Annotated in this window: 23 protein-coding genes and 1 pseudogene; 21 read left to right on the top strand and 3 right to left on the bottom strand. The window is 39.7% G+C overall.

All coding sequences use genetic code 11. From position 1 onward, the window contains the following. Position 1: 1 nt before the first annotated feature. The 8 genes from IW510_RS06165 to IW510_RS06130 all read left to right on the top strand — a co-directional run bounded on the left by IW510_RS06165 (position 2) and on the right by IW510_RS06130 (position 6429). Entirely contained in the window at positions 2-262 is a 261-nt protein-coding gene (locus tag IW510_RS06165) for a EutN/CcmL family microcompartment protein (protein ID WP_202057860.1), read from the top strand. Between the two features lie 20 nt (positions 263-282). Beyond that, a complete protein-coding gene (locus IW510_RS06160; RefSeq protein ID WP_202057859.1) occupies positions 283-879 on the top strand; it encodes a hypothetical protein in 597 nt (198 codons plus the stop codon). A gap of 77 nt (positions 880-956) precedes the next feature. Beyond that, positions 957-1523, top strand: coding sequence for a BMC domain-containing protein (locus IW510_RS21545; RefSeq protein WP_202057857.1), 567 nt, complete (start codon positions 957-959; stop codon positions 1521-1523). 44 nt (positions 1524-1567) lie between these two features. Further along, on the top strand, positions 1568-3046 hold the full coding sequence (locus IW510_RS06150; RefSeq protein ID WP_202057855.1) for an acetaldehyde dehydrogenase (acetylating): 1479 nt from the start codon (positions 1568-1570) through the stop codon (positions 3044-3046). 5 nt (positions 3047-3051) lie between these two features. Then, entirely contained in the window at positions 3052-3705 is a 654-nt protein-coding gene (locus IW510_RS06145; protein ID WP_202057854.1) for a phosphate propanoyltransferase, read from the top strand. Further along, positions 3705-3986 carry an ethanolamine utilization microcompartment protein EutM gene (gene eutM, locus IW510_RS06140; protein WP_086347653.1) on the top strand — a complete coding sequence of 94 codons (282 nt, stop codon included), beginning with the start codon at positions 3705-3707 and terminating at the stop codon, positions 3984-3986. The genes IW510_RS06145 and eutM overlap by 1 nt, the downstream gene beginning before the upstream one ends. A 482-nt stretch (positions 3987-4468) precedes the next feature. Beyond that, on the top strand, positions 4469-5653 hold the full coding sequence (locus tag IW510_RS06135) for a histidine kinase (protein ID WP_202057853.1): 1185 nt from the start codon (positions 4469-4471) through the stop codon (positions 5651-5653). 11 nt (positions 5654-5664) lie between these two features. Further along, on the top strand, positions 5665-6429 hold the full coding sequence (locus IW510_RS06130) for a response regulator transcription factor (RefSeq protein ID WP_202057852.1): 765 nt from the start codon (positions 5665-5667) through the stop codon (positions 6427-6429). Positions 6430-6480: 51 nt separating this feature from the next. Here the strand turns inward: IW510_RS06130 and IW510_RS06125 are convergent, their stop codons facing one another. Further along, complete coding sequence (locus tag IW510_RS06125; protein WP_202057851.1) at positions 6481-6774, bottom strand: hypothetical protein; 294 nt, start codon at positions 6772-6774, stop codon at positions 6481-6483. Positions 6775-6778: 4 nt separating this feature from the next. Further along, entirely contained in the window at positions 6779-7786 is a 1008-nt protein-coding gene (locus IW510_RS06120; protein ID WP_202057849.1) for a DMT family transporter, read from the bottom strand. 492 nt (positions 7787-8278) lie between these two features. Between IW510_RS06120 and obgE the strand changes: the two genes are divergently transcribed. Next, positions 8279-9592, top strand: coding sequence for a GTPase ObgE (gene obgE, locus IW510_RS06115; RefSeq protein WP_330932579.1), 1314 nt, complete (start codon positions 8279-8281; stop codon positions 9590-9592). 295 nt (positions 9593-9887) lie between these two features. Here the strand turns inward: obgE and IW510_RS06110 are convergent. Beyond that, positions 9888-11089, bottom strand: a pseudogene (locus IW510_RS06110) (transposase). A gap of 214 nt (positions 11090-11303) precedes the next feature. On the opposite strand from IW510_RS06110, the gene IW510_RS06105 reads away from it, so the two are divergent. The 12 genes from IW510_RS06105 (at position 11304) to IW510_RS06050 (ending at position 21309) form a co-directional block, all read left to right on the top strand. Beyond that, positions 11304-11573, top strand: a complete 270-nt coding sequence (locus IW510_RS06105; RefSeq protein WP_202057848.1) for a zinc ribbon domain-containing protein — start codon at positions 11304-11306, stop codon at positions 11571-11573. Between the two features lie 301 nt (positions 11574-11874). Next, entirely contained in the window at positions 11875-12606 is a 732-nt protein-coding gene (locus tag IW510_RS06100) for a polyphosphate polymerase domain-containing protein (RefSeq protein WP_202057846.1), read from the top strand. Next, the gene (locus IW510_RS06095; RefSeq protein WP_202057844.1) at positions 12596-13273 is read left to right on the top strand and encodes a DUF4956 domain-containing protein; all 678 of its coding nucleotides are present in this window, start codon (positions 12596-12598) and stop codon (positions 13271-13273) included. The genes IW510_RS06100 and IW510_RS06095 overlap by 11 nt, the downstream gene beginning before the upstream one ends. Positions 13274-13282: 9 nt before the next feature. Further along, a complete protein-coding gene (locus tag IW510_RS06090) occupies positions 13283-15178 on the top strand; it encodes a carbohydrate-binding domain-containing protein (RefSeq protein WP_202057842.1) in 1896 nt (631 codons plus the stop codon). Positions 15179-15285: 107 nt separating this feature from the next. Next, on the top strand, positions 15286-15852 hold the full coding sequence (locus IW510_RS06085; protein ID WP_202057840.1) for a DUF1269 domain-containing protein: 567 nt from the start codon (positions 15286-15288) through the stop codon (positions 15850-15852). A 236-nt stretch (positions 15853-16088) separates the two neighbouring features. Next, entirely contained in the window at positions 16089-16778 is a 690-nt protein-coding gene (locus tag IW510_RS06080; protein ID WP_202057838.1) for a response regulator transcription factor, read from the top strand. After that, positions 16775-18097, top strand: a complete 1323-nt coding sequence (locus tag IW510_RS06075; protein ID WP_202057837.1) for a sensor histidine kinase — start codon at positions 16775-16777, stop codon at positions 18095-18097. Before IW510_RS06080 ends, IW510_RS06075 begins: the two co-directional genes overlap by 4 nt. A 74-nt stretch (positions 18098-18171) precedes the next feature. Then, positions 18172-19110, top strand: a complete 939-nt coding sequence (gene rnz / locus IW510_RS06070) for a ribonuclease Z (RefSeq protein ID WP_202057836.1) — start codon at positions 18172-18174, stop codon at positions 19108-19110. Between the two features lie 11 nt (positions 19111-19121). Continuing rightward, positions 19122-19922: an SDR family NAD(P)-dependent oxidoreductase gene (locus IW510_RS06065; RefSeq protein ID WP_202057835.1), complete on the top strand. Its 801-nt coding sequence runs from the start codon at positions 19122-19124 to the stop codon at positions 19920-19922. Positions 19923-19940: 18 nt separating this feature from the next. Next, positions 19941-20336 carry a LapA family protein gene (locus tag IW510_RS06060; protein WP_202057834.1) on the top strand — a complete coding sequence of 132 codons (396 nt, stop codon included), beginning with the start codon at positions 19941-19943 and terminating at the stop codon, positions 20334-20336. A 138-nt stretch (positions 20337-20474) separates the two neighbouring features. Further along, positions 20475-20774 (top strand): antibiotic biosynthesis monooxygenase family protein, encoded by a 300-nt coding sequence (locus IW510_RS06055; protein WP_202057833.1) that lies wholly within the window; start codon positions 20475-20477, stop codon positions 20772-20774. A gap of 145 nt (positions 20775-20919) precedes the next feature. Further along, positions 20920-21309, top strand: a complete 390-nt coding sequence (locus IW510_RS06050) for a hypothetical protein (RefSeq protein ID WP_202057831.1) — start codon at positions 20920-20922, stop codon at positions 21307-21309. Positions 21310-21460 lie beyond the last annotated feature (151 nt).

Here is a 21460-nt window from a genome sequence, read left to right as displayed (position 1 = left end):
GATGTTGGCAGCGAAATTAGTAGATAATGTTTGGGCAACAAGGAAAATTGAATCACTAAATGGCTTAAAATTCATGCTGGCTGAAGTAATCGATGCGGAAGCCCAAGGGCAGAGACTGATTGTTGTTGATTTGATTGGAGCAGGTATTGGAGATAGAGTAATCATTTGTCAAGGATCTTCTGCCGGCAGAATTTTTGAAGATAATGTACTGCCAATCGATGCAGCTGTTATCGGTATCATTGATGAAGATTGCCGATTTTAATTGTAAAGAGGTGATATTTTTTGAAAAAGCTTATTTCCATGGCTGATATGGAGCAGTTGTTAGCAGAACAAGAAGAGGAATGTGTGGTAGCTCCGGATACAATTATTACACCTGCAGCTATTGATTTTGCTGAGGAAAAGGGCATTCGTTTAATTGAACAGCCTGAAAAGTCCAATCAGACAATCGCTCAGTTGGATTCGGATGAAGCGGTTAACAGTATTCTGCAACTACTAGGGAATAAAGATATTTTACAGGCATTAATTACTTCTCTGAAGGATGATCCTTATGAGGCTCATCAAGACGAATCCGGAGTAAAAATTATTTATGGAAAAACAGTTAGAATGTCTTCCTCCCAAAAAGACAATAAGCAACTATGCGGGCAGGTTTTAGTTAAAAAGGATACCTTGGAAGCAGGACTGCTGGCGATACAAGATACTGATTTTTGCATCAAAACAAAATCTGAGGAAGTAAACCTTGTCTTAGAAGGAGAATTGATTGTGAAAATCAATGAAAGAGCTTATAAAGCAGAGAAAGGCGATATCGTCTCTATTCCTGCCGGCATACAACTGGAACGTTCAGCAATAGGAACAGCAAAAATATTCTATGTTCGTTCTTAAGGCTTATCAAAATATCGAGGGCTTAAGCTTGCGATATAGAATGAAGCAGAGGAACTAAAAGAAAGGGGGCTCACTTAGTGCAGGCAATTGGATTAATTGAAACAAAGGGCTTGATTCCCGCTATAGAATCTGCGGATGTCATGTTAAAAACATCGCAGGTTGAGTTGATTGAAAAAGCACTTGTTGGCGGAGGTTTGGTAACCATTATTGTATCCGGTGATGTTGGGGCAGTCAAAGCGGCTGTCGATGCCGGTGAAGCAGCTGTGTTGGCATTCGGGCAAGAAGCGCTAATCTCAAGGCACGTAATTGCACGACCACATACAGAAGTCAGTTCAGTACTTTTTCCTGAAAAATCAGTTCAAGAAAAATATAGGGCTGAAAACGAAAACGAAGCTTTGCAAATTGTAACACATGAGATAGAGGATGTAGCAACCCCTGATAGAGTAAGTGTGGAAGATGAGGTTATTCAAGAAGCTTATTCTGATGATGGGTTGGTCAAACTCTCTATAGAGGAGCTGCGGAACTTGGCAGAAAAGGATACTAGTGTAAATATGTCTGCTAAATCCATCAAGAAAGCGAATCGAGCAACCTTGATTAAACGTCTGAAAGAAGGACGTAAGAATCAAATGAACAAAGAGCAATAGGTTTGATAGGAACCACTGGCATCAAGGAAGGAGGAATAAAGTACTTGGAAAATTATGATTATGATTTAGAATCGATTCAAGAAGCTAGAACGTTGGCTAGGAAAGGTAAGAAGGCTCAAACGGAGCTGGCACATTTCACTGCCAATCAAATTGATACAATCATCCGTAAGATGGTTGAGACTGCCCAAGAGAACGCAGTACTACTAGCAAAAATGGCAGTTGAGGAGACTGGATTCGGAAAGGTCGAAGACAAGATATTCAAAAATCATCATGCCTCTACTGAGCTTTATCAGTTCATCAAAGATATGAAAACTGTCGGGGTCATCAAGGATGATCCGGAAAGAAAAATTATTGAAATAGCAGAGCCTATGGGATTGCTGATGGGAATTATTCCTTCAACTAATCCAACCTCAACAGTTATTTATAAGGCAATTATTTCAATTAAAGCAAGAAATGGGATTGTGATTTCGCCACATCCGTCTGCGTTGAAAGCAACAATGAAAGCTGCTCAACTAATGAATGATGCAGCAGTTTCTGCTGGGGCACCGGATAATATTGTAACGTGCATTTCAAAACCTTCAATGCAGGCAACAAATGAGCTGATGCGCAGCGAAGAGGTAGCGTTGATTATTGCTACAGGAGGCGCCGCAATGGTTAAGGCTGCATATAGTGTCGGAAAGCCGGCGCTAGGTGTTGGGCCGGGGAATGTACCTAGCTATATTGAAAAAACGGCGGATATTAAACAAGCAGTAGCAGATATTATCGCAAGTAAGACCTTTGATAATGGTACCATTTGTGCTTCCGAACAAGCAGTAATTGTCGAAGAAGAGCTGGAATCACAAGTTGTTTCAGAGTTTCAACGGCAAGGTGGCTACTTCATGACAGAGGAAGAAACAGCAAAAGTTTCTCAAAAGTTGTTTGTGAAGGGACATGCGATGAATGCTCGGCTTGTCGGGCGTTCCCCTAAGGTTATTGCTGAGGCAGCAGGTATATCAATTCCTGATGGCACGAAAGTGCTTTTGGGTAGACAAAACGGAGTCGGAGAAGGCTATCCGCTTTCTTATGAAAAGCTAACAACTGTACTTGGCTTTTACACAGTCAAGGATTGGGAAGAAGCTTGTGAAACAAGTATTGCACTTTTGAATAATGGCGGTGTCGGACATAGCTTTGCCATTCATACACAGGATAGAGAATTATTAATGAAGTTTGCTGAAAAACCAGTTTTCCGAATCCTCGTTAATACCGGCTCCACACAAGGAGGAGTTGGTGCAAGCACAGCAATTTCTCCGGCATTTACATTAGGCTGCGGTACATGGGGTGGCAGTGCGACATCTGACAATGTTACGCCTGAGCATTTGATAAATATTAAGCGAATGGCATGTGGCATTAAACCTATAAATAATCCTTATGCAGAAAATCAGTATTCTACAGTGCAAACGACTCAACGTACAAATGCTCAGAGTGCTGATATGGAGTCTCTTATTAAGGAGCTCGTGTCATTCTTTAAGGAAAGCGGTGAATAACCAAGTTGAAAAATCAGAAAGAACTATTACAGTTATTCATTAATATCCTGCAAACAGAGAAGACATCAGAAGATATTGGTGTTCCACTAGGTATTTCTAATCGTCATATTCATTTAGCACAAAATGAGATTGACCAATTGTTTGGTACAGGATATCAGCTGACTAAGCTAAAAGAGCTTTCTCAGCCAGGTCAATATGCTTGCAAGGAAACCGTAATGATTTGCGGTCCTAAAGGTGTTATTGAAAAAGTTCGTGTATTGGGACCTGCTCGCTCAGCTTCTCAGGTGGAGGTAATGACAGGAGATTGTTTCAAGCTGGGGCTAAAGGTTCCGGTCAGGCAATCCGGAGAAATCATTGGTACACCGGGAATTACAATTGTTGGCTCAGCCGGCAGTGCAACATTGAAAGAAGGCGTGATTGTCGCACAGCGGCATATCCATATGTCACCGGAAGATGCACACTTTTATCAAGTGGCAGATGGTGAACGTGTCATGATTAAATTGACTGGCGAACGCGGCGGAGTCTTTGACAACGTAGTGATTCGAGTCAGTAAGGATTTTCGTCTGGAGTGTCATCTAGACGTTGAAGAAGCGAATGCTATGGGATTAAATTCTAAATCCAAAGTATATATTATTAAAAACAATCAGGAGGAAATGTAATGAAATCAGAAGCTTTAGGACTTATCGAGACAAAAGGTTTAGTAGGATCAATTGAGGCAGCAGATGCAATGGTTAAAGCAGCAAATGTTGTGTTGATTGGAAAAGAATTTGTAGGCGGCGGGCTCGTAACTGTAATGGTTCGTGGTGATGTAGGTGCCGTTAAAGCAGCAACAGATGCCGGAGCTGCAGCTGCTCAAAGAATTGGGGAGTTGGTATCAGTACACGTTATTCCACGTCCACATGGTGAAGTGGAAAACATCTTACCGACACCTAAGGGCTAGGCAAACAGAATAAAAAATCAAAAGACTGGAACAAAGCATCTTCCAGTCTTTTGAGCTATTCGAAAAAAGAACTGTAGTGAGAAGCGGTTGTAGAAATGTGTTTGAATTTCAAATAATTATATAGTATGTTATATGTATGCGGAAACGTTTACAAAATGAACATTCTTAAAATGAAAAATAACTACAAAGGCAGAGCTTCTGTTCAATCTATTTATTTTCGATGAAAAGATAGATTTCTTCGTATATTACTATATGAGTGCGTTGTTGCGAAGCGAAAAGATGCTTGCTGATGTATTTCGTACGTTGATAGCTGGAATTTTACTCTATGTTTTGCTGATACTTTTTATTCCAAACATATCTGGGTGTATCTATCGAGGTATGTCGAAATCTTTGAACTATCTAATGCGTTCAAAAGTTATAGTTGTAAAAATAAATTTTCAAGATAAATAATTAATCAAGAATTACTTAAGGTGGTGTCACCTATGAATACGAAAGAAAATCCACTGCAAAAATTGGTTGATACTCGTTTATTTAGCCGTTATAGCAGTGTTGTTCCCATTTCCAGTATCTCCTTGATTCTTATTGATACACAAGGACAGATTCTTATGGAGTTCAACCCGGTTCCAGATTTCTGCAAGATTGTTTGTCATAAATTACCAAATAGAGTTTGTGATCATTGTTTAGATTGCTTGCAGAATAAAAAACAGCATCGCTACGTATGCGAATATGGACTGGAAAATGTCTATATGCCAGTAGTTATAGATAAAGAGATTCTTGGCTATATTGTTGGTATACAGGCTTTTTCGACTGAAACAGAGTATAAAAAATATTTGTTCGATATGTCAAAGTTGAATAAGGAAACAGGGGCTTCTTCAGAAGTGATTGCTAAAGCATTGGCAGCATTGGCCACAGTCGATGAAAAAGAAATCCGAATATATGAACAAATTTGCGGCCATGTGGCAAATAGCATTGCTTTGGATGTAAAGGAAAAGGTGTTGAACGAAAATCCGGATGTTGAACGGCTTTCCATTGAAAAAGAGCTGCTGGAAAGAAAAATTGTCGATTTGGAGACTAAAAATAATTCTCTAGTCATTAATCCGCATTTTTTATTTAATACGTTGAATTCTATTGCCCGAACGGCCTATTTTGAACACTCACACACAACTGAAGAATTAATCTATTGCTTGTCTGATCTTTTGAGGTATACGCTGAAGCAGGAGAACCAGCTGCATACAATCGAAGCAGAGATTGATTATATAGAAAAGTATCTTTATATTCAGCAGGTAAGATTTAAGGATCGTTTGAAATACGAGCTGACGATTCCGGAAGAACTTCGATTCGAAAGAATTTTAAACATGACACTTCAACCAATTGTAGAGAATGCACTAATCCATGGAATTACGCCAAAAAGAGATGGGGGAACCATTCGTATTTGTGCCGAGGTCATTGAAGGAGACATCTTAATCAAGGTAGAAGACGATGGGAATGGCTTTCCTCAGGAAGTGTTGAGGGCAATCAGAGAAGGAGAAGAAGATAAAATGAGCCTTGGTTTCAGAAGCACCGATAGTCGCTTAAAGCAGCATTTTGGTGAATCCTATGGCTTGGAAATTCCTAAATCAGATTATGGCGGTAGTATCGTTACCATCAGAATACCAAAAAGTAATTAAGGAGTGAAAATATGGGCGCAATCTTAATTGTAGAGGATGAGATGCTGGAAAGGGATTTTCTTAAAGCGATTGTGATGGAGGAAGTCAGTGCGAATCATGTTGTTTTGTCTTGCTCAACTGGAGGCGAAGCGGTGGCCCTGGCGAAGCAGCATTGTCCGGAGATTCTTTTTCTCGATATTTTGATTCCTGAAAAGGATGGATTGAGTGTATTGGAAGAAATACGTACATTTCTTCCGGATTCAAAAGCTGTGATCTTATCTGCATTTTCAGATTTTTCTTATGCTCAGAAAGCAATTGATTTGAACGTGTCAAAATATATGCTGAAGCCTGTGAAGCCAAGAGAAATTACAGCTATCTTGCATCGTTTAATGGGAGAGATTGCTGACAGTAAAAAACAGGCAGTGCCGGAAGCGGAACGTGAAATTGTTGCAATCACTGAAATTCAGGGATTCATCAAGGAAGCTCTTCATTTTATTCAGGAGAATTATAAGGAAAAGATTACTTTACAAAAGGTTTCAGCTCATGTATATATGAATCCCCAATATTTCAGTAGAGTATTTAAACGGGAGGTCGGACTTTCTTATACAGATTATGTAAATAATCTGCGCATCGATTATGCGTGTAAGCTGTTAGAAACATCCGATTATCCGTCATACCGTATTTCAAGTGAATGCGGATTTAATGATCCATCCTATTTTAACCGTGTTTTTTATCGGCAGATGAGTACAACACCAAATAAATATCGAAAAAATGCTCATATCGGTACAGGAAGTTAATCCACAGACGAGAACATAGCTCAATAGAGAAGTGTTCTCGTCTTTATTTGTTTATCTGGCTTTTTCAAGGTGCCATTTCTTAGGAAGGTACTTGTTAATCGTATTTATTCCTTCTTCATTAATGTTGTATTCAATTTGCAACTGATTATTTTCGTCTAAATCATAAGATATTTCATCAATCAAACCATTTTCTTTTAGAGAAAGCATATGCTCTACAAAATTTGGTTGTGTAAACTGTCTTTCAGTACCATATTCTTCTTTAAGACCTTCCATCACTGAATCTACTGTTGAAACGCCGGTAACAGCGATGTAATGTAATACACGTGAACGAATGGGTAATAGCATTGTTTTAGCCCTCCTTTTTCTTGATGAAGTCCAACGGGTTAACCGATACAATAATGGCTCCGGAAGTAATAATGACAGCACCTAGAATCATCATCGGGCTTAGGCTGGTTTTCAAGAATATAGCTGAGAAAATCACTCCCCATAAAACATAAGTACTATTTAGTGACATACCTGTCGCCACACCAACCTTACTGTTTGCAACATACCATGCAAGAAATGAAGAAGCGGCAAATAGTGCCCCTGCTGCAATAATCAGCATAATAGAAGGAGAGGAAAGAACTTCCTTAAATAAATCCAATGCATTGAAGAGTGGCAGAACCACAATAATAAAGACAATACCGGAAACGGCCTGGCGAATATTGATGGCAATATTTGAATCAATCATTGACATACCAAATGCTGAGAAGACGCCTTCCATTCCCCAACCAATTGCTGCAATAAATGCACAGATAATTCCGAAAGTAAAGTCTGATCCTACAGAACCTCCGCCATCCATGGAGATTAGAATGGCACCTGCGATACAAATAAGCATACCGATTCCAACTCGCTTAGAAATTTTCTGTTTAAGAAAAATCCGTGCAAAGATAGCCCCGAACATCGGAAAAAGAGCTGAGATAGGAATAGCAGCTGCACCGGCTGAAGCAATCCCTATAAGATAAGCACCGTTGGCGATTGGTCCACCAAATAATGCGCCCAGAATAACCATTAAACCTGGAACAATTGCCAAACTGCGGCCAATTTCCTTTAAGCGTCCTTTGGCAATGTTGAAAATTAGTAACCAAATTGCTGCAATCGTATCGTTGATAGCTGAAGCAACAAAGGGGGCTGCAAATACGCTAATGACTCCTGCCAGCGGATCCAGTGTCATTGCATAAGCGGAAATGGTACTGTACAGTCCAAAGGTGACTGCCGAGAGGATACCACTTGTGATTCCTTGTCTGGTAAAACTGGCATCCAATTTTTGTTTCTGTGATACTAGCGAGCTTGATTCACGTTTGACTCCGTCTTCCATAAATACACCTCTATCTGAATAGTATTCGGTAGTCTGGGAAGAGAATCCTCTTTTCGGAAAGCGGATACATTCCTTTCATACCATTATAAGTCCTTTATGAGCCAATTATAAGCGAAAAGTAGAAAGTTAAATTACACAATCAAAGGATTCTTCTTGTAAAAAAATTTGATGTTTCAACATGAATAGGATTATTTTTACTTTTAGGAACTATTTAGCAGCATGTGTTTTAAAAATATCAAACAATTCTTGAAAAAAACACTGGGATAGATAGAAAAGTTATTTTTTATCATGGCAAATTTATGCTATACTAACACTAGATTTTTGAACGATACATCGCTTTTAAACATATGTAGGTAATGACATAATGCTTCTTGCAAGTTATGGTAAATCATGATAGTGTAAGTGTCTATGTGTTATTTTGAATAGAAGATGCCCTAATATGGCAGCAATAGAAGCGTTCATAGATAATTTATTGATTAGGAGGACGACAACATGTCCATGTTTTTAGATCAGGTAGTCATTGATGTTAAGGCCGGAAGCGGCGGCGACGGAATGGTTGCATTTAGAAGAGAGAAATATGTACCCGATGGCGGACCGGCCGGTGGAGACGGCGGAAATGGCGGAGATGTGATTCTGATGGTTGAAGAAGGGCTTCGAACATTGATGGATTTCCGATTCAATCGTCATTTCAAGGCAACACCCGGAGAAAATGGAATGAGCAAGGGAATGCACGGAAGAGGCTCAGAAAGTTTAATTGTCAAGGTTCCACCAGGTACAACCGTTCGTGATGCTGAAACAGGTGCATTACTTGGTGATTTAGTGGATAACGGACAAACACTAACTGTCGCTAAAGGTGGTCGCGGTGGTCGCGGTAACACGCGCTTTGCTTCTGCTAGAAATCCGGCACCGGAAATCGCTGAGAACGGCGAACCGGGACAGGAAAGAAAAATTGAGCTTGAGTTAAAGGTATTGGCGGATGTAGGCTTGGTAGGTTTCCCATCAGTGGGTAAATCAACACTACTTTCAGTTATCTCTGCAGCACGCCCTAAAATCGGCGCCTACCATTTCACAACATTAGTTCCTAATTTGGGTATGGTCACAACTACCGATGGCCGCAGCTTTGCTGCAGCTGACTTGCCGGGACTAATTGAAGGGGCCTCTCAAGGCGTTGGTTTAGGTACACAGTTTTTACGTCATATTGAAAGAACACGAGTAATTCTTCATGTCATTGATATGAGCGGAATGGAAGGCAGAGACCCTTACGAGGATTATCTGGCAATTAATAAGGAGTTGGCTTCTCATAATCTTCGTTTGATGGAAAGACCACAGATTATTGTCGCAAACAAAATGGATATGCCTGAAGCAGAAGAGAACTTGAAGAAGTTCCGTAAAGAAATTGCTAAAGAGCAGACAGATGAGTTTGCGGACCCAATGCCGATTTTTCCAATTTCAGGGATTACCAAAAAAGGGTTAGAGCCGTTGCTGAATGCAACAGCAGACCTTCTTGATGTGACACCTGAATTCCCTCTTTATGCTGAGGAAGTGGAAGAAGAAGTGGTTCGCTATGGCTTTAATCCTGAGGGACCTGAATTTACGATTGATCGTGATTCTGATGCAGCTTGGGTGCTTTCAGGTGAGAGCCTGGAACGTTTATTCCAGATGACGAACTTTGACCATGATGAGACGGTCATGCGTTTTGCAAGACAATTGCGTGGAATGGGTGTAGATGAAGCCCTTCGTGCACGTGGTGCGAAAGATGGAGACATTGTTCGTATTGGCGGTTTTGAATTTGAATTCGTAGAATAATATATAGTAAGAGGCAGCTGCTATCCTGAAAATGGATACTCTGCCTCTTTTTTCTGGTTCTACGTCAAATTGTGTTGGTAGGACAAAAAACTGAATAAAATGATAGAGCTTGGAACAAAAGAACAGAGAAAACCTCTGATTTTGTTTCAAGTTCTTTTTTAGAGAAAAGGGAAACAGCGCGAATGATTTGGGCAGCTGGCCGGAAGCGACTTGGCAAAAAGCGCCAATTCCATTCCTAAATCGAGTCAAAGCAGCTGTAAGGAAATAGAAACACAGCTGCTAATTCCCGATTTGCCTATAGAGCTGCGGAAATATTCGCTTGTTTTTCTTTTTCATGTTGTGAAAAAATAAGACCTTGAATAATATAAATACGCGAACGGAAATGATAGAAATTGCGATAACCATAGGCAACACGCTTGATTACCTTAATCTTGTTGTTTAGTCCTTCTGTCACCCCATTGGAGAAAGAATAACGAAAAGCATTAGTGATTCCTTGTCTGTGTTTTTTGAAAAAGGTCAGTTTCTTTTTGAACCAAATAGGAAGCCTGACATCTAATGTATCGAGTTCCTCAAAGAAACGCGAGGCATCACGATGAGTAAAGGCGTATTTGAGAAACTGAATGGTGTCATAAGCGATGTGTAACACAGAATCATAACTAAGCAGTTCATCGACAATATCTGTCTGAGTCAATGGGCGCTTAAATAATGGATGATATGGACGGGACTGACTATCCAGTTTAGATGAATCCTTAAGAAGTAACTTCCAATATCGTTTCAGTCGTCGGTAGTGTTTCTGTTTTTGAGGAGAGGAATGCCGGAAGGCATTCATGTCCATGACTAGATACTTTACTTTTTTTCGTGCTTCTTGAGTGTAACGCATAAAGTGTCGAACCAATTGTGGTAACCGTCGGTCCTCAAGGACTTCAAGTATTTTGTTGGTTTCCCCGTTAACACAAATGAAACTCATCGCTCCCTGACAGCTTTTCATTGACTTGAATTCATCGATACATAGAATTTCCGGAAGAAACTGCCAATTAGAGCGATAAGAAGCAGAGAGTTCTTCCATTAAGCGAAGAACGGTTATATCTGAAACAAAATGATTTTGAGCAATCTGCTTTCTAGAGATATTTTTCTTTAAATCAAGTATGATTTGGAGGCAGAGCTGTTTTGATAAGTGATGATGCTCCTCAATCAGCTCAGTATGTGCATGAAAGGTTTTCCCACATTCGTGACAAAGAAACCGTGAGCGATTCAGCTCCAAAAAGTCAGACGTTCGTTAAATACAGGGAGCTGTGCTTGAGTCAGATGATGGCCGTTCTTGATAATTTGACCTTGATTTTTTAGGCCACATCTTTCGCGATGTGTGGGTCTATATGTAAGTGTGGCTTTGATGACCTGAGCCTGAACTCCTTTCATCTGTCTGTATTCAAGCCATTCCTCTCCAAAGGAGAGGTGTTTATCTGTTAGTCCAAGTAATTTTCTGGTATTCTTATCCATAGGGAACAACCTTTCTGATGATTTGGTTTTTAGTCGATTTCATTTTATCAGTTAGTTGTTCCTTTTTTGTGTTTGAACACTCAAAAAAGTGTTAGTGAGTTTTCCTTTAGGAATTTCCACCAACACAAAATATTATAGACCCTTTTTTCTCAAGTTGTTTCCTATTGTCTATTTTGCTATAGTGGATGTAACAAGTGGAAGAGGAGGAATGGAAATGGTTATTTGTCAAAGCTGCGGTATGGATATTGAAATGGATAAAGATAAAGGAACGAACACAGATGGGACACTTTCTTCAGAGTATTGCCTTTACTGCTTTAAAGAGGGAAGTTTTACCAATAATCTAACAATTGATCAGTATGTGGAAATTGGTTTGGACTATTCTCCTGAATATAAGGCAGCGACTTCTGAGAAGGAAAAAGTACAGATAAAAGAACAGGCTAAAGCTTACTTAGCAACTCTAAAACGGTGGAAAAAAGCGAATTAAGCGGAGACTCTTGCTGATATGTCTATGTTAGTGATAACTCCATGTACAATATAGGCATAACGAAGAGAAACATAAAAATAATGGACTAACTAATCGCAGAAATCTCTGATGATGTTGACACGAATGTGCAGCATTGTCAGAGATTTTTTTATTCAGCATTGAGATAAGGAAGACGTAGGACAATCTGCTGAAATGAATGACGCTTTTTGAAGATGAAAATATCTTCATCTTTATTTCATGTTTTTAAGCTTGATTTATGTTGTGTTTTTTATACTCCAAGGTGTACAGGAGGAGATAGAACATGGTTAAACTAAAAAATTGTTTTCAACGACGCGAGAAAAAATATAAATTGTCTTATGAAAAATACGATCAGCTTGTTGGAAAAATGAAGCACTATATGCAGGAGGATGAGTATGGACTTCATACAATCATTTCAGTGTATTTTGATACAGATGATTATGAAATGATTCGTCATTCAATTAACAAACCGGTTTTCAAAGAAAAATTTCGCTTGCGAAGCTATGGGGTGCCAATAGAGGATACAAATGTCTTTATGGAAATTAAGAAGAAGGTCAAGGGAGTCGTTTATAAGCGGCGTGTGACGTTACCCTACAATCAGGCCCGTGAGTTTTTTGAAACACGGAAAAACGGCTTCAATTTCAATAGCTCAAAGGATATGCAGATTAAACAGGAAATTGATTGGCTGGTTTTGAGAAAAAAATTAGAACCAAAGGTAATGATTGCCTATGATCGTCGCGCTTTTCTATATCCACAAGACGAAGATTTTCGAGTGACCTTCGATTTCAATATTCGTTATCGAACAGAGAAACTTGATATTGCAGCTGGTGCAGAAGGAGAAAGAGTGGCTCCCGAAATTGATGTCCTGATGGAAGTCAAGGCGCTAGGAGCTTACCCATTATGGTTTTCTGAGATTTTAGGTGAGTTGCAGATTTATCCTGCATCCTTCTCAAAATATGCTCAGACTTACCAGCGTTACCTATTTACTAAGGAGGAATTTAGTCATGTTGTCTAGTTTGTTTACTGAAAGTGCCGTAGAGTTGGATTTGGTGAGCTTGTTCGTATGCATCATCACCTCACTTGCACTAGGATTATTAGTTGCTTGTGTCCATATGTACAGAAGCACCTATTCCAAAAATTTCATTATCACCCTGGTAATTTTGCCGATTTTAGTTCAGCTGGTGATTATGCTGGTTAATGGAAATCTTGGTACAGGTGTTGCTATCATGGGAGCTTTTAGCTTAATCCGCTTTCGTTCTGTTGCCGGAGGCGCACGGGAAATCACTAGTGTTTTCTGGTCAATGGGAATAGGCTTGGCGACAGGAATGGGATTCATCACTTATGTCATTCTGTTTTCAGTAGTGATTGCTCTCGCCTTAGTTCTTCTAAATGCCAGTCATTTTGGTGAAAAGAATAAAGTTGCTGAGCGGGAAATCAAAATTACGATTCCGGAGGATCTTGACTATCCAGGACTATTTGACGATTTATTTAAGGAATTTACTTATAACCATAATTTAGATTCTGTAAAAACAACAAATATGGGGAGCTTGTATGAATTACGCTACCATGTAACATTAAAAGATGCACAAAAGGAAAAAGCATTGATGGATGCCTTACGAGTTAGAAATGGAAATCTGACCATTGTTTCAGGGAAAGTTTCAACGAATAAAGATGAATTGTAGGTGACTATCATGAAAAGAATAGCAATTAAACTATCATTGATTACCGGAGCGTTACTTTTATTTGCCGGTTGTCAAAAAACAGATGAAAATACAAGCAGTAATGACGCAGCAAGTCAGACCACACAAACTTCTTTGTCTTCCCAAAACTCGGATCAGTCAGAAAGCTCAAGTGAGTTGACAGCTGTTAATACAGCCACAATCAGCGAAACAAAATATGGTTCATATGATGAGGAAGATTTCGACGACAGCTATGATGAAGCCAGTGCTACAAGTATTAAGTTGAGCGGCACAACTAGTGAAATTTCTGGTTCAGGTGCTTCTGAAAGTGGTCAGGTAGTAACAATAAGTGCGGCAGGAACTTATATTTTATCTGGTAACTATGAGGGACAAATAAAAGTTGCTGCCGGACAGGGAACCGTGAAGCTGGTGCTAAACGGTGTAACAATTACCAACAGTGATTCAGCAGCAATCTATGTAGAGCAAGCAGAAAAAGTGATTACTACTTTAGCTGAAGGAACTGAAAATACATTAACTGACGGCACTGACTATGTTTATGCCAGTGCAGATGAAACGGATCCAAATGCTGCATTTTTCAGTAAAGATGATTTGACGATTAATGGATCAGGCAAGTTAACCGTCAACGGCAATTACAATAATGGAATTCAAAGTAAGGACGATTTGGTCATTATCAATGGTACGATTCAGGTTAATGCAAAGAACAACGGCATTAAAGGAAAAGACTCTGTTTCAATTGCCGGCGGTACCTTTACGATTAAGACAACTGAAGGAGATGGCATCCAGTCTGATAATGCAACGGATACTGCCAAAGGTTGGATTGGTATCGACGGAGGAACATTCACACTGACTACTGGAACAGATGGTATTCAGGCGGAAACAAGCATGTCTATTGCAACAGCTGTGATGACCATTCAGACTGCTCAAGGGAGCTCTGATACCGCTATTGATTCTACGGCAAGCTATAAAGGCTTGAAATCCTCTGGAGCGATTACTATTGATGATGGAAGTTATGAATTGAATACTGCTGATGACAGCATACATGGAAATGGTGCTGTGACAATTAACGGTGGAGAGTTCACTATGAATAGTGGCGATGATGGTATTCATGCTGATACTGATTTAGTGATTAACAATGGAAAAATTACAGTAGCAGAGTCCTATGAAGGATTAGAAGGATCAACTGTGACCATTAATGATGGCACAATAGAAGTTCATGCTTCAGATGACGGAATTAACGCGGCAGGTGGCAGTGATGGTGAATCCGGTACATTTGGCGGCGATAATTTCGGTGGTGGTCCGGAGGCAGCAGATAGCAGCAAGTATTTGGAAATTAATGGTGGAACGATTTATGTTGAAGCAGAAGGTGATGGTGTAGACAGTAATGGTGATATTCGGATGAACGGAGGCAGCTTGCTTGTTAATGGTCCAGTCAATGGAGGAAATGGTGCGCTAGATTATGAGGGAACCTTTTCGATGGACGGCGGTACTCTTGTAGCGAGTGGTAGTAATGGTATGGCCATGGGTGTCAGCGACAGCTCCGCGCAAGCAACAGTCGGTATCTACTTTGATTCTACGCAGGCAGCAAATACAACTATCAATCTTAAAGACAGCAGCGGGAAAACACTTGTGACCTTCCAACCAACAAAGGAATTCCAGCATTTAGTTGTCAGCACACCTGAACTAACCTCTGGTGAAGCACTAACCTTGTCATCTGGCGGGACCAGCTCAGGAACTTCTCTATTTGGTTTGTATCAGGATGGAACTTATGAAGGCGGTACTGATTTAGGCACATTGACCTTAAGTGGGCAGATGACCTCTGTTTCTCAGGATGGTTCTGCAGCGTCCGGCAATCAAATGGGTGGCGGTCCTGGTGGAGGCGGCAGATAGTCAATATCAAACTGGTCGAAGGTACCTAGGAATAAAAATGATTTTCGTTTCCCAAACCGGACATTTACTGATAGAATAAGGTGAATAAACCAAACGAGGTGGTAAAAATGTCTAAACGTGTAATCATTATGAATTTTGATGTAGAAAGTCAAGCCTATCAAGCATTCTCTGAAATCAAGAAACTGCATATGGAAAGACAGCTCAAAGGAGAACAGATGGCTGTAGTGACACATACAAATGAAGGTACTCATCAGTTTAAAATCAATGATTTTTTAGATTTTACCGGAAGTGACCACACGTCAAAGGATAGCTTGATTGGCATGGTCATCGGTATTTTAGGAGGGCCGCTAGGTATTTTGCTTGGCTGGTTTGCCGGCAGCTTAATCGGTGCAACGCAAGATGCAAAAGAAATTCAAGGTGCACAATCTACCTTTCAATTTATGACGGAGAAAATTTCCGTTGGACAAACCGGCTTGATGCTTATTGCGGAGGAAGAGGATAACCGTCCGTTGAATCATTTGGTTATGAATGAACTAGGCGGAGAAATCACACGCTTGGAATATGAAGAGGTTGCCAAAGAGATTGAAAAAGCCAAGGCTGTTGAGAAAAAGGTACAGGAAGCCGCGAATGATGCTTGGTTGGGTGAAGATAAAAAGAAACCCGACGCCAGTTGATTCTTAGTCATGTCCTGTAAATAATCGAGTAAAACGCAGATGTTTTTCCATAGTAATCAATGCATCAGAAATAGCTAGCATTAGCAGTAGAGTAACTATACGACTTTAATTGATGTAAAAAACGATTTTTAATCAATGACCAATTGAACGGATGGGACAATTTGTATTTTAGAGTTGTCTCATCCGTTTATATTTTATAGTATACATAAAGAAAAATGAGAACGAAGGTGACAGGAATGTTAAAGATACTTTTAGTAGAAGATGATGAAGTTTTGTCAGATAGTATTCAGGAAATCCTTGCTGAAATCGGGGAGGTAGAGCAGGTTTACGATGGGGAAGAAGCACTTTATGAAGGAGAACGTGAGGTTTATGATTTGATCGTTCTTGACTTAATGCTGCCAAGTCTTTCCGGTGAAGAGGTTTTGACCCAATTAAGAGAAAAGAAAATTTATACGCCTGTCCTTATCTTAACAGCTAAAGATGGCTTGGAGGATAAGGTGAACGGGTTTAAAAATGGCGGTGATGATTATCTCACGAAACCATTCCATAGAGAAGAGCTGCTAATGAGAGTTCAAGCACTAATTCGTCGTTCATTGGGCTTAAATCCAAAAAATGAGCTGACGATTGGAGAATTGTGTATCGAAATTGATAATCGACAGGTTCATTACAAAGATCAGGAAATACAGCTGCAAGGAAAAGAGTTCGATTTGCTTCTCTATCTTGTTCAAAATAAGGGGCGAATCATCACCAAGGATCAGTTGTTTGATCGAATTTGGGGATTTCAGTCAGATACGACTCTGACTGTAGTAGAGGTCTATATGAGTAATCTACGCAAGCATTTGAAGCCCTTTGAGTTGGATAAGTGGATTAAAACGTTACGAAATGTCGGTTACCTGTTTCAACCGGAGGAAGGGCAGGACGCATGAAGAGAAAGCGAAATAAAAACCAGCGAATCCGGTATTTTATTGTAAATATGATTTCGTTTGCGAGTATTTTTTTAATCTTGGGTATCATAGTATTTCAACTACTGCAAACATCTATTTATCAAAGTGTAGATACAGAGCTAAATCATCTCGCTGAAAACAGTTCTTTTTTGGAAGGACAAATCCGTATGCTTCAATTGGATCGGACAGGTCAATTTCCTAGAAATAATAATGTTTTTGATTCTGAAAAGGGCACAAAAACACCACCAAACAATTTTCAACAACAAGTGATTCTGTGGAACGCTGAAGGAGAAATCTTAAATGAGGACAGCCTAGGCTCGCGCTACAATGATTTGCAGAATATTTCCTTTTCAACGGATCAATTAGATACGATAATCAATATTGAGGTGACAGACAGCAATGATCGCAAGCTGCAATTTCGCTCAATAATGGTTCCGATGATGGATGAGAATACTGAAAATGTTGCCTATGTTCAGATACTGACAAATACAGACCCTATAAAGGGAACCGTTGAAAGAGTAAAACAGATACTAATAGCCTGTATGGTCATTTTTGGTGTACTATCCATTATTTTGAGCTATTTCCTTTCGAAATGGTCGATGAAACCAATCATGGTTTCATGGCGTAAACAACAGGAGTTTGTAGAGAATGCTTCTCATGAGCTCCGGACACCGTTGACGATTATTCAAGCGCAACTGGAAAAGCTGTTTACCAAACCTAACCATACCATTCTCGAAGAATCTGAAACCATTGCAACCTCGTTAACTGAGGTACAGCGCTTGGGCCAGCTGACTAATGACTTGCTTCTATTGGCTCGTTCTGACTCTAATGCTATTGTTCTTGAGAAAGAGCCAATTGCTATCAACCAATTTCTTGCGTCCGTGATAGCCCCGTATCAAGAGCTTGCGCAAGCGGAAAACAAGGCATTCGTTCTTGAACTTCAAAAAGATGGGCAAGTGGATATTGATCGGCAAAAAATCCAGCAGCTTCTAGTCATTCTATTGGACAATGCATTGAAATATACAAATGAAGAAGATCAAATAGCAGTGACATCAACAATCGAAAAAAATGAATGGATTATTCAAGTGGTCGACCACGGAATTGGAATAGAGGACGAACAGAAGAAAGAAATTTTCGATCGTTTTTATCGAGGGGATCAATCGCGCAATAGAAAGACCGGTGGTTATGGGATAGGTCTGGCAATTGCTAAATGGATTGTAGAAGTCCATCATGGAAAAATGACTGTATCTGACAGTGAACCGAAGGGAACAACCTTTACAGTCAGTCTGCCGCTTAAATAACAAATTTTTATTTGCTAATACGGCTAATTTCTTCTAAAATAGAGGAAGAAATCTAATGGAAAGTAAGGAAATCAATGGAAATACAATTTTTAGGTACAGGTGCCGGCGTACCGGCAAGACATCGAAATGTAAGCAGTATTGCGTTGAAACTGCTGGATGAAATTAATGCAGTTTGGTTATTTGATTGCGGCGAAGGGACACAGCTGCAAATTTTAAAAAGTAATATTCGACCAAGAAAAATTGAAAAAATTTTTATCACACATCTTCATGGCGATCATATTTTTGGATTACCGGGATTACTGAGCAGTCGTTCTTTTCAAGGTGGCGATGAGCAGCTTGACCTTTATGGTCCTGTCGGAATCAAACAATATGTAGAAACTTCATTAGCGGTTTCAAAAACACGACTTTCTTACCCTATTGTTTACCATGAAATAAAAGAGGGCGGTAAGGTTTTTGGGGATGCGCATTTTTCTGTGGAATGTCTGCCATTAGATCATGGAGTCTTGAGCTTTGGGTATCGAATAGTTGAAGCAGACCATGAAGGAGAGCTTCAGGTTGAGAAACTGAAGGAGCTTGGTATTCCTTCCGGACCGATTTATGGAAAACTAAAACGTGGGGAAACGGTAGAGCTTGCCGATGGCCAAATCGTTAATGGTAAAGATTTTGTCGGTCAGAAGAAAAAAGGAAGAATCGTTACTATTTTAGGCGACACACGTAAAACGAGTAATAGTGTGGTGCTGGCAAAGAATGCGGATGTCCTTGTCCATGAAAGTACGTATAATAAAGAAGAAGCAAAAATGGCCAGAGCACATTTCCATTCAACCAGTCATCATGCTGCTGAGGTTGCTGTCGAAGCGATGGTCAAACAGCTGTTGCTAACCCATATTAGTGCGAGATATTTGACAAAAGATGTGATTAAATTGGAAAATGAAGCAAAAGAGCTTTTTCCTTTCGTAAAAGCTGTGAAAGATATGGATATTATTGATATTCCATTTAATGAATCAGAAAATTAGGGGGAGCAGATATGAGATTTTTGCAGGATTTAAATGATAAGGTCGTCGTGGTTACTGGGGGTTCAGCCGGCTTAGGCGAGAAGATTTGTTATGAAGCGGCACGTCAAGGCGCAATTGTTGTTGTTTGTGCCCGACGAATCAATCTTATCGGAAAAGTGAAGGAACAATGTGAAGCACTGAGCGGCAAAGAGGCACATTCTTTCCAGCTGGATATCGCTGATCCTGAAAATGTGGAGCATGTCATTGAACGAATTAATAACGAAGTGGGCACTGTGGATGTTTTGGTAAATAATGCCGGCTTTGGTGTTTTTGATGATTTTTTGGATGCTGATATGGCAGTTGCTCGGAATATGTTTAATGTAAATGTATTAGGAATGATGGTCTTTACTCAAAAAATTGCTATTCAAATGGCTGAACATGGTCAGGGTCACATTATCAATGTTGCTTCAATGGCAGCAAAAATGGCTACACCTAAAACATCTATTTACTCGGCAACTAAATTTGCGGTTCTAGGATTTTCCAATGCGCTTCGCTTAGAGCTGAAACCATTGGGTATTGCTGTAACAACAGTTAATCCGGGACCAATCGCAACAAACTTTTTTGACCAAGCTGATCCAACTGGAGATTATCTTGAGTCATTAGGCTTCATCGTTCTTGAACCGGAAAAACTTGCAAGAGAAATTGTTCAGGCGATGGGCACAACAAAACGTGAGATTAATCGCCCTCGAATTATGGAAGGCGCAGCTCGCTTTTATACGTTGCTTCCTCATCTAGGTGACTTTTTAGCTGGAGGAATCTTTAATAAAAAATAAGTCTGGGAGGCGCTAATAATGAAAAATCAGTGGCGTGTAATTGTGGGATTGCTGCTTGTTTTGGTTATTGTTGTATTTGCTGTTTTGAACAGCCAGAACGTTCCGGTTAATTTCGGGTTTGCTAAAATATCCGGACCATTAATCTTGATAATTCTTGGTTCTGCCATTATCGGAGCACTTGTGGGTGTAATCACCTCTGTTACAACTATTTTAGATCAAAAAAAGAGAATTAAAGATTTAATCAAGGACAAAGATATGTATAAGGATGAAACAGATCGTCTTGTTCAGGAAGCCGTTGAACAAACAGAACGCAGTAACGAAAATAGATTGGCTGAGCTGCAGCAAAAGTACGATCAGCTTCTTGAAAAGAATACAGAGATTTCTTTAGAGAAGCAGAGTGATTTGATTGAATAATTAGAATGTAGGTAACTACTTGCCGAGAAAAGGGTGATGTACTTGTTGCATCGCTCTTTTTTGCTGATTTGACACGTTGTAAGCGGTACTATAGACTGATAATGAAAAGAGTTGAATTTGAAGAATGAGGGTGAAATTATGTCAAAAGCAGTGTGGATGTTTTCATTTAAATTGAAAAAGGATGTTTCTGAAGAAGAATTTATTGCTGCCACAAAAAAACTTCATGATGAGGTTGTTTCTAAGCAAAAGGGCTTTATTTCTTGGCGTCAGCTTCTTGATGAAGATGTATGGATTGATTTAGTAACGTGGGAAACGATGGAGGATGCGAAAAAGGCGATGACTGCCGGAAGCAACAACAGCACAGCCAAAGCATTTTACTCGCTGTTAAATATGAGCAGCTGCAAAACGAAAGTATTACCTGTTGCGGCTGAATATTAAAGAGGCAGTGATCAAGCTACCGCTTATTTGACGAATATTCTGCTATTTCAGCTAGTATGGCAGTGAGTTAACGCAGAGAATCATAGAATAGACGAAATAAATGAATAACTAGAAAAAATTTTTGTTAATCAAAAGGAGCAATTGAATGAAGAGGGGTATTGCAGCAGTTAGTGTATTGCTGATGGTGCTTTTTCTCCACACAGGCTGTAGTTCCAGCATGACTGAGGAAATAGAGGTAAGCAAAAATAAGATTGCTTCCTTCTATAAAGCCGTTGGAGCAAAAGAACTTGTCCATACAGAGCTCACCTACAAAGCCGGAGAAATATCTGAAGATGAGCTGAACGAATACATGGACTATTTGAAGGAAGAGGAGGAGTTTATCCTCGCGAATTCGCCGGTAACTGAACAAGACCAAACGACTGTGAAGCTGGAAAAAAAGTTGGAGGATTTAGTTGTTACTGTGATGATCGTTTATCAAACGGATATGACAGGTGAGGTTACAATGATTTACTCTTCTGATGAGTATAAAAAATAGAATAATATACTTGTACATTATTCTGAAATCAACGAGTGGATGAAGTCATCCACTCGTTTTCTATCCAACTAAAGGATTACTTGTCTGAGGTAAATCAATGGATGAATGTACGATGATTATCTGGTACAGTCTGAAAAATTAAAATTGGCTT

This window comes from Enterococcus sp. BWR-S5, from assembly GCF_016745255.1.
Taxonomy (GTDB): domain Bacteria; phylum Bacillota; class Bacilli; order Lactobacillales; family Enterococcaceae; genus Enterococcus_L.
This window is presented reverse-complemented; position numbering and strand designations above follow the sequence as displayed.

Excerpts from the sequence above, each read along its gene's own strand:
- IW510_RS06165 (WP_202057860.1), top strand. The coding sequence starts at position 2 with ATGTTGGCAGCGAAATTAGTAGATAATGTTTGGGCAACAAGGAAAATT.
- eutM (WP_086347653.1), top strand. The coding sequence starts at position 3,705 with ATGAAATCAGAAGCTTTAGGACTTATCGAGACAAAAGGTTTAGTAGGA.
- IW510_RS06135 (WP_202057853.1), top strand. The coding sequence starts at position 4,469 with ATGAATACGAAAGAAAATCCACTGCAAAAATTGGTTGATACTCGTTTA.
- IW510_RS06130 (WP_202057852.1), top strand. The coding sequence starts at position 5,665 with ATGGGCGCAATCTTAATTGTAGAGGATGAGATGCTGGAAAGGGATTTT.
- IW510_RS06125 (WP_202057851.1), bottom strand. The coding sequence starts at position 6,774 with ATGCTATTACCCATTCGTTCACGTGTATTACATTACATCGCTGTTACC.
- IW510_RS06120 (WP_202057849.1), bottom strand. The coding sequence starts at position 7,786 with ATGGAAGACGGAGTCAAACGTGAATCAAGCTCGCTAGTATCACAGAAA.
- obgE (WP_330932579.1), top strand. The coding sequence starts at position 8,279 with ATGTCCATGTTTTTAGATCAGGTAGTCATTGATGTTAAGGCCGGAAGC.
- IW510_RS06105 (WP_202057848.1), top strand. The coding sequence starts at position 11,304 with ATGGTTATTTGTCAAAGCTGCGGTATGGATATTGAAATGGATAAAGAT.
- IW510_RS06100 (WP_202057846.1), top strand. The coding sequence starts at position 11,875 with ATGGTTAAACTAAAAAATTGTTTTCAACGACGCGAGAAAAAATATAAA.
- IW510_RS06095 (WP_202057844.1), top strand. The coding sequence starts at position 12,596 with ATGTTGTCTAGTTTGTTTACTGAAAGTGCCGTAGAGTTGGATTTGGTG.
- IW510_RS06090 (WP_202057842.1), top strand. The coding sequence starts at position 13,283 with ATGAAAAGAATAGCAATTAAACTATCATTGATTACCGGAGCGTTACTT.
- IW510_RS06085 (WP_202057840.1), top strand. The coding sequence starts at position 15,286 with ATGTCTAAACGTGTAATCATTATGAATTTTGATGTAGAAAGTCAAGCC.
- IW510_RS06080 (WP_202057838.1), top strand. The coding sequence starts at position 16,089 with ATGTTAAAGATACTTTTAGTAGAAGATGATGAAGTTTTGTCAGATAGT.
- IW510_RS06075 (WP_202057837.1), top strand. The coding sequence starts at position 16,775 with ATGAAGAGAAAGCGAAATAAAAACCAGCGAATCCGGTATTTTATTGTA.
- rnz (WP_202057836.1), top strand. The coding sequence starts at position 18,172 with ATGGAAATACAATTTTTAGGTACAGGTGCCGGCGTACCGGCAAGACAT.
- IW510_RS06065 (WP_202057835.1), top strand. The coding sequence starts at position 19,122 with ATGAGATTTTTGCAGGATTTAAATGATAAGGTCGTCGTGGTTACTGGG.
- IW510_RS06060 (WP_202057834.1), top strand. The coding sequence starts at position 19,941 with ATGAAAAATCAGTGGCGTGTAATTGTGGGATTGCTGCTTGTTTTGGTT.
- IW510_RS06055 (WP_202057833.1), top strand. The coding sequence starts at position 20,475 with ATGTCAAAAGCAGTGTGGATGTTTTCATTTAAATTGAAAAAGGATGTT.
- IW510_RS06050 (WP_202057831.1), top strand. The coding sequence starts at position 20,920 with ATGAAGAGGGGTATTGCAGCAGTTAGTGTATTGCTGATGGTGCTTTTT.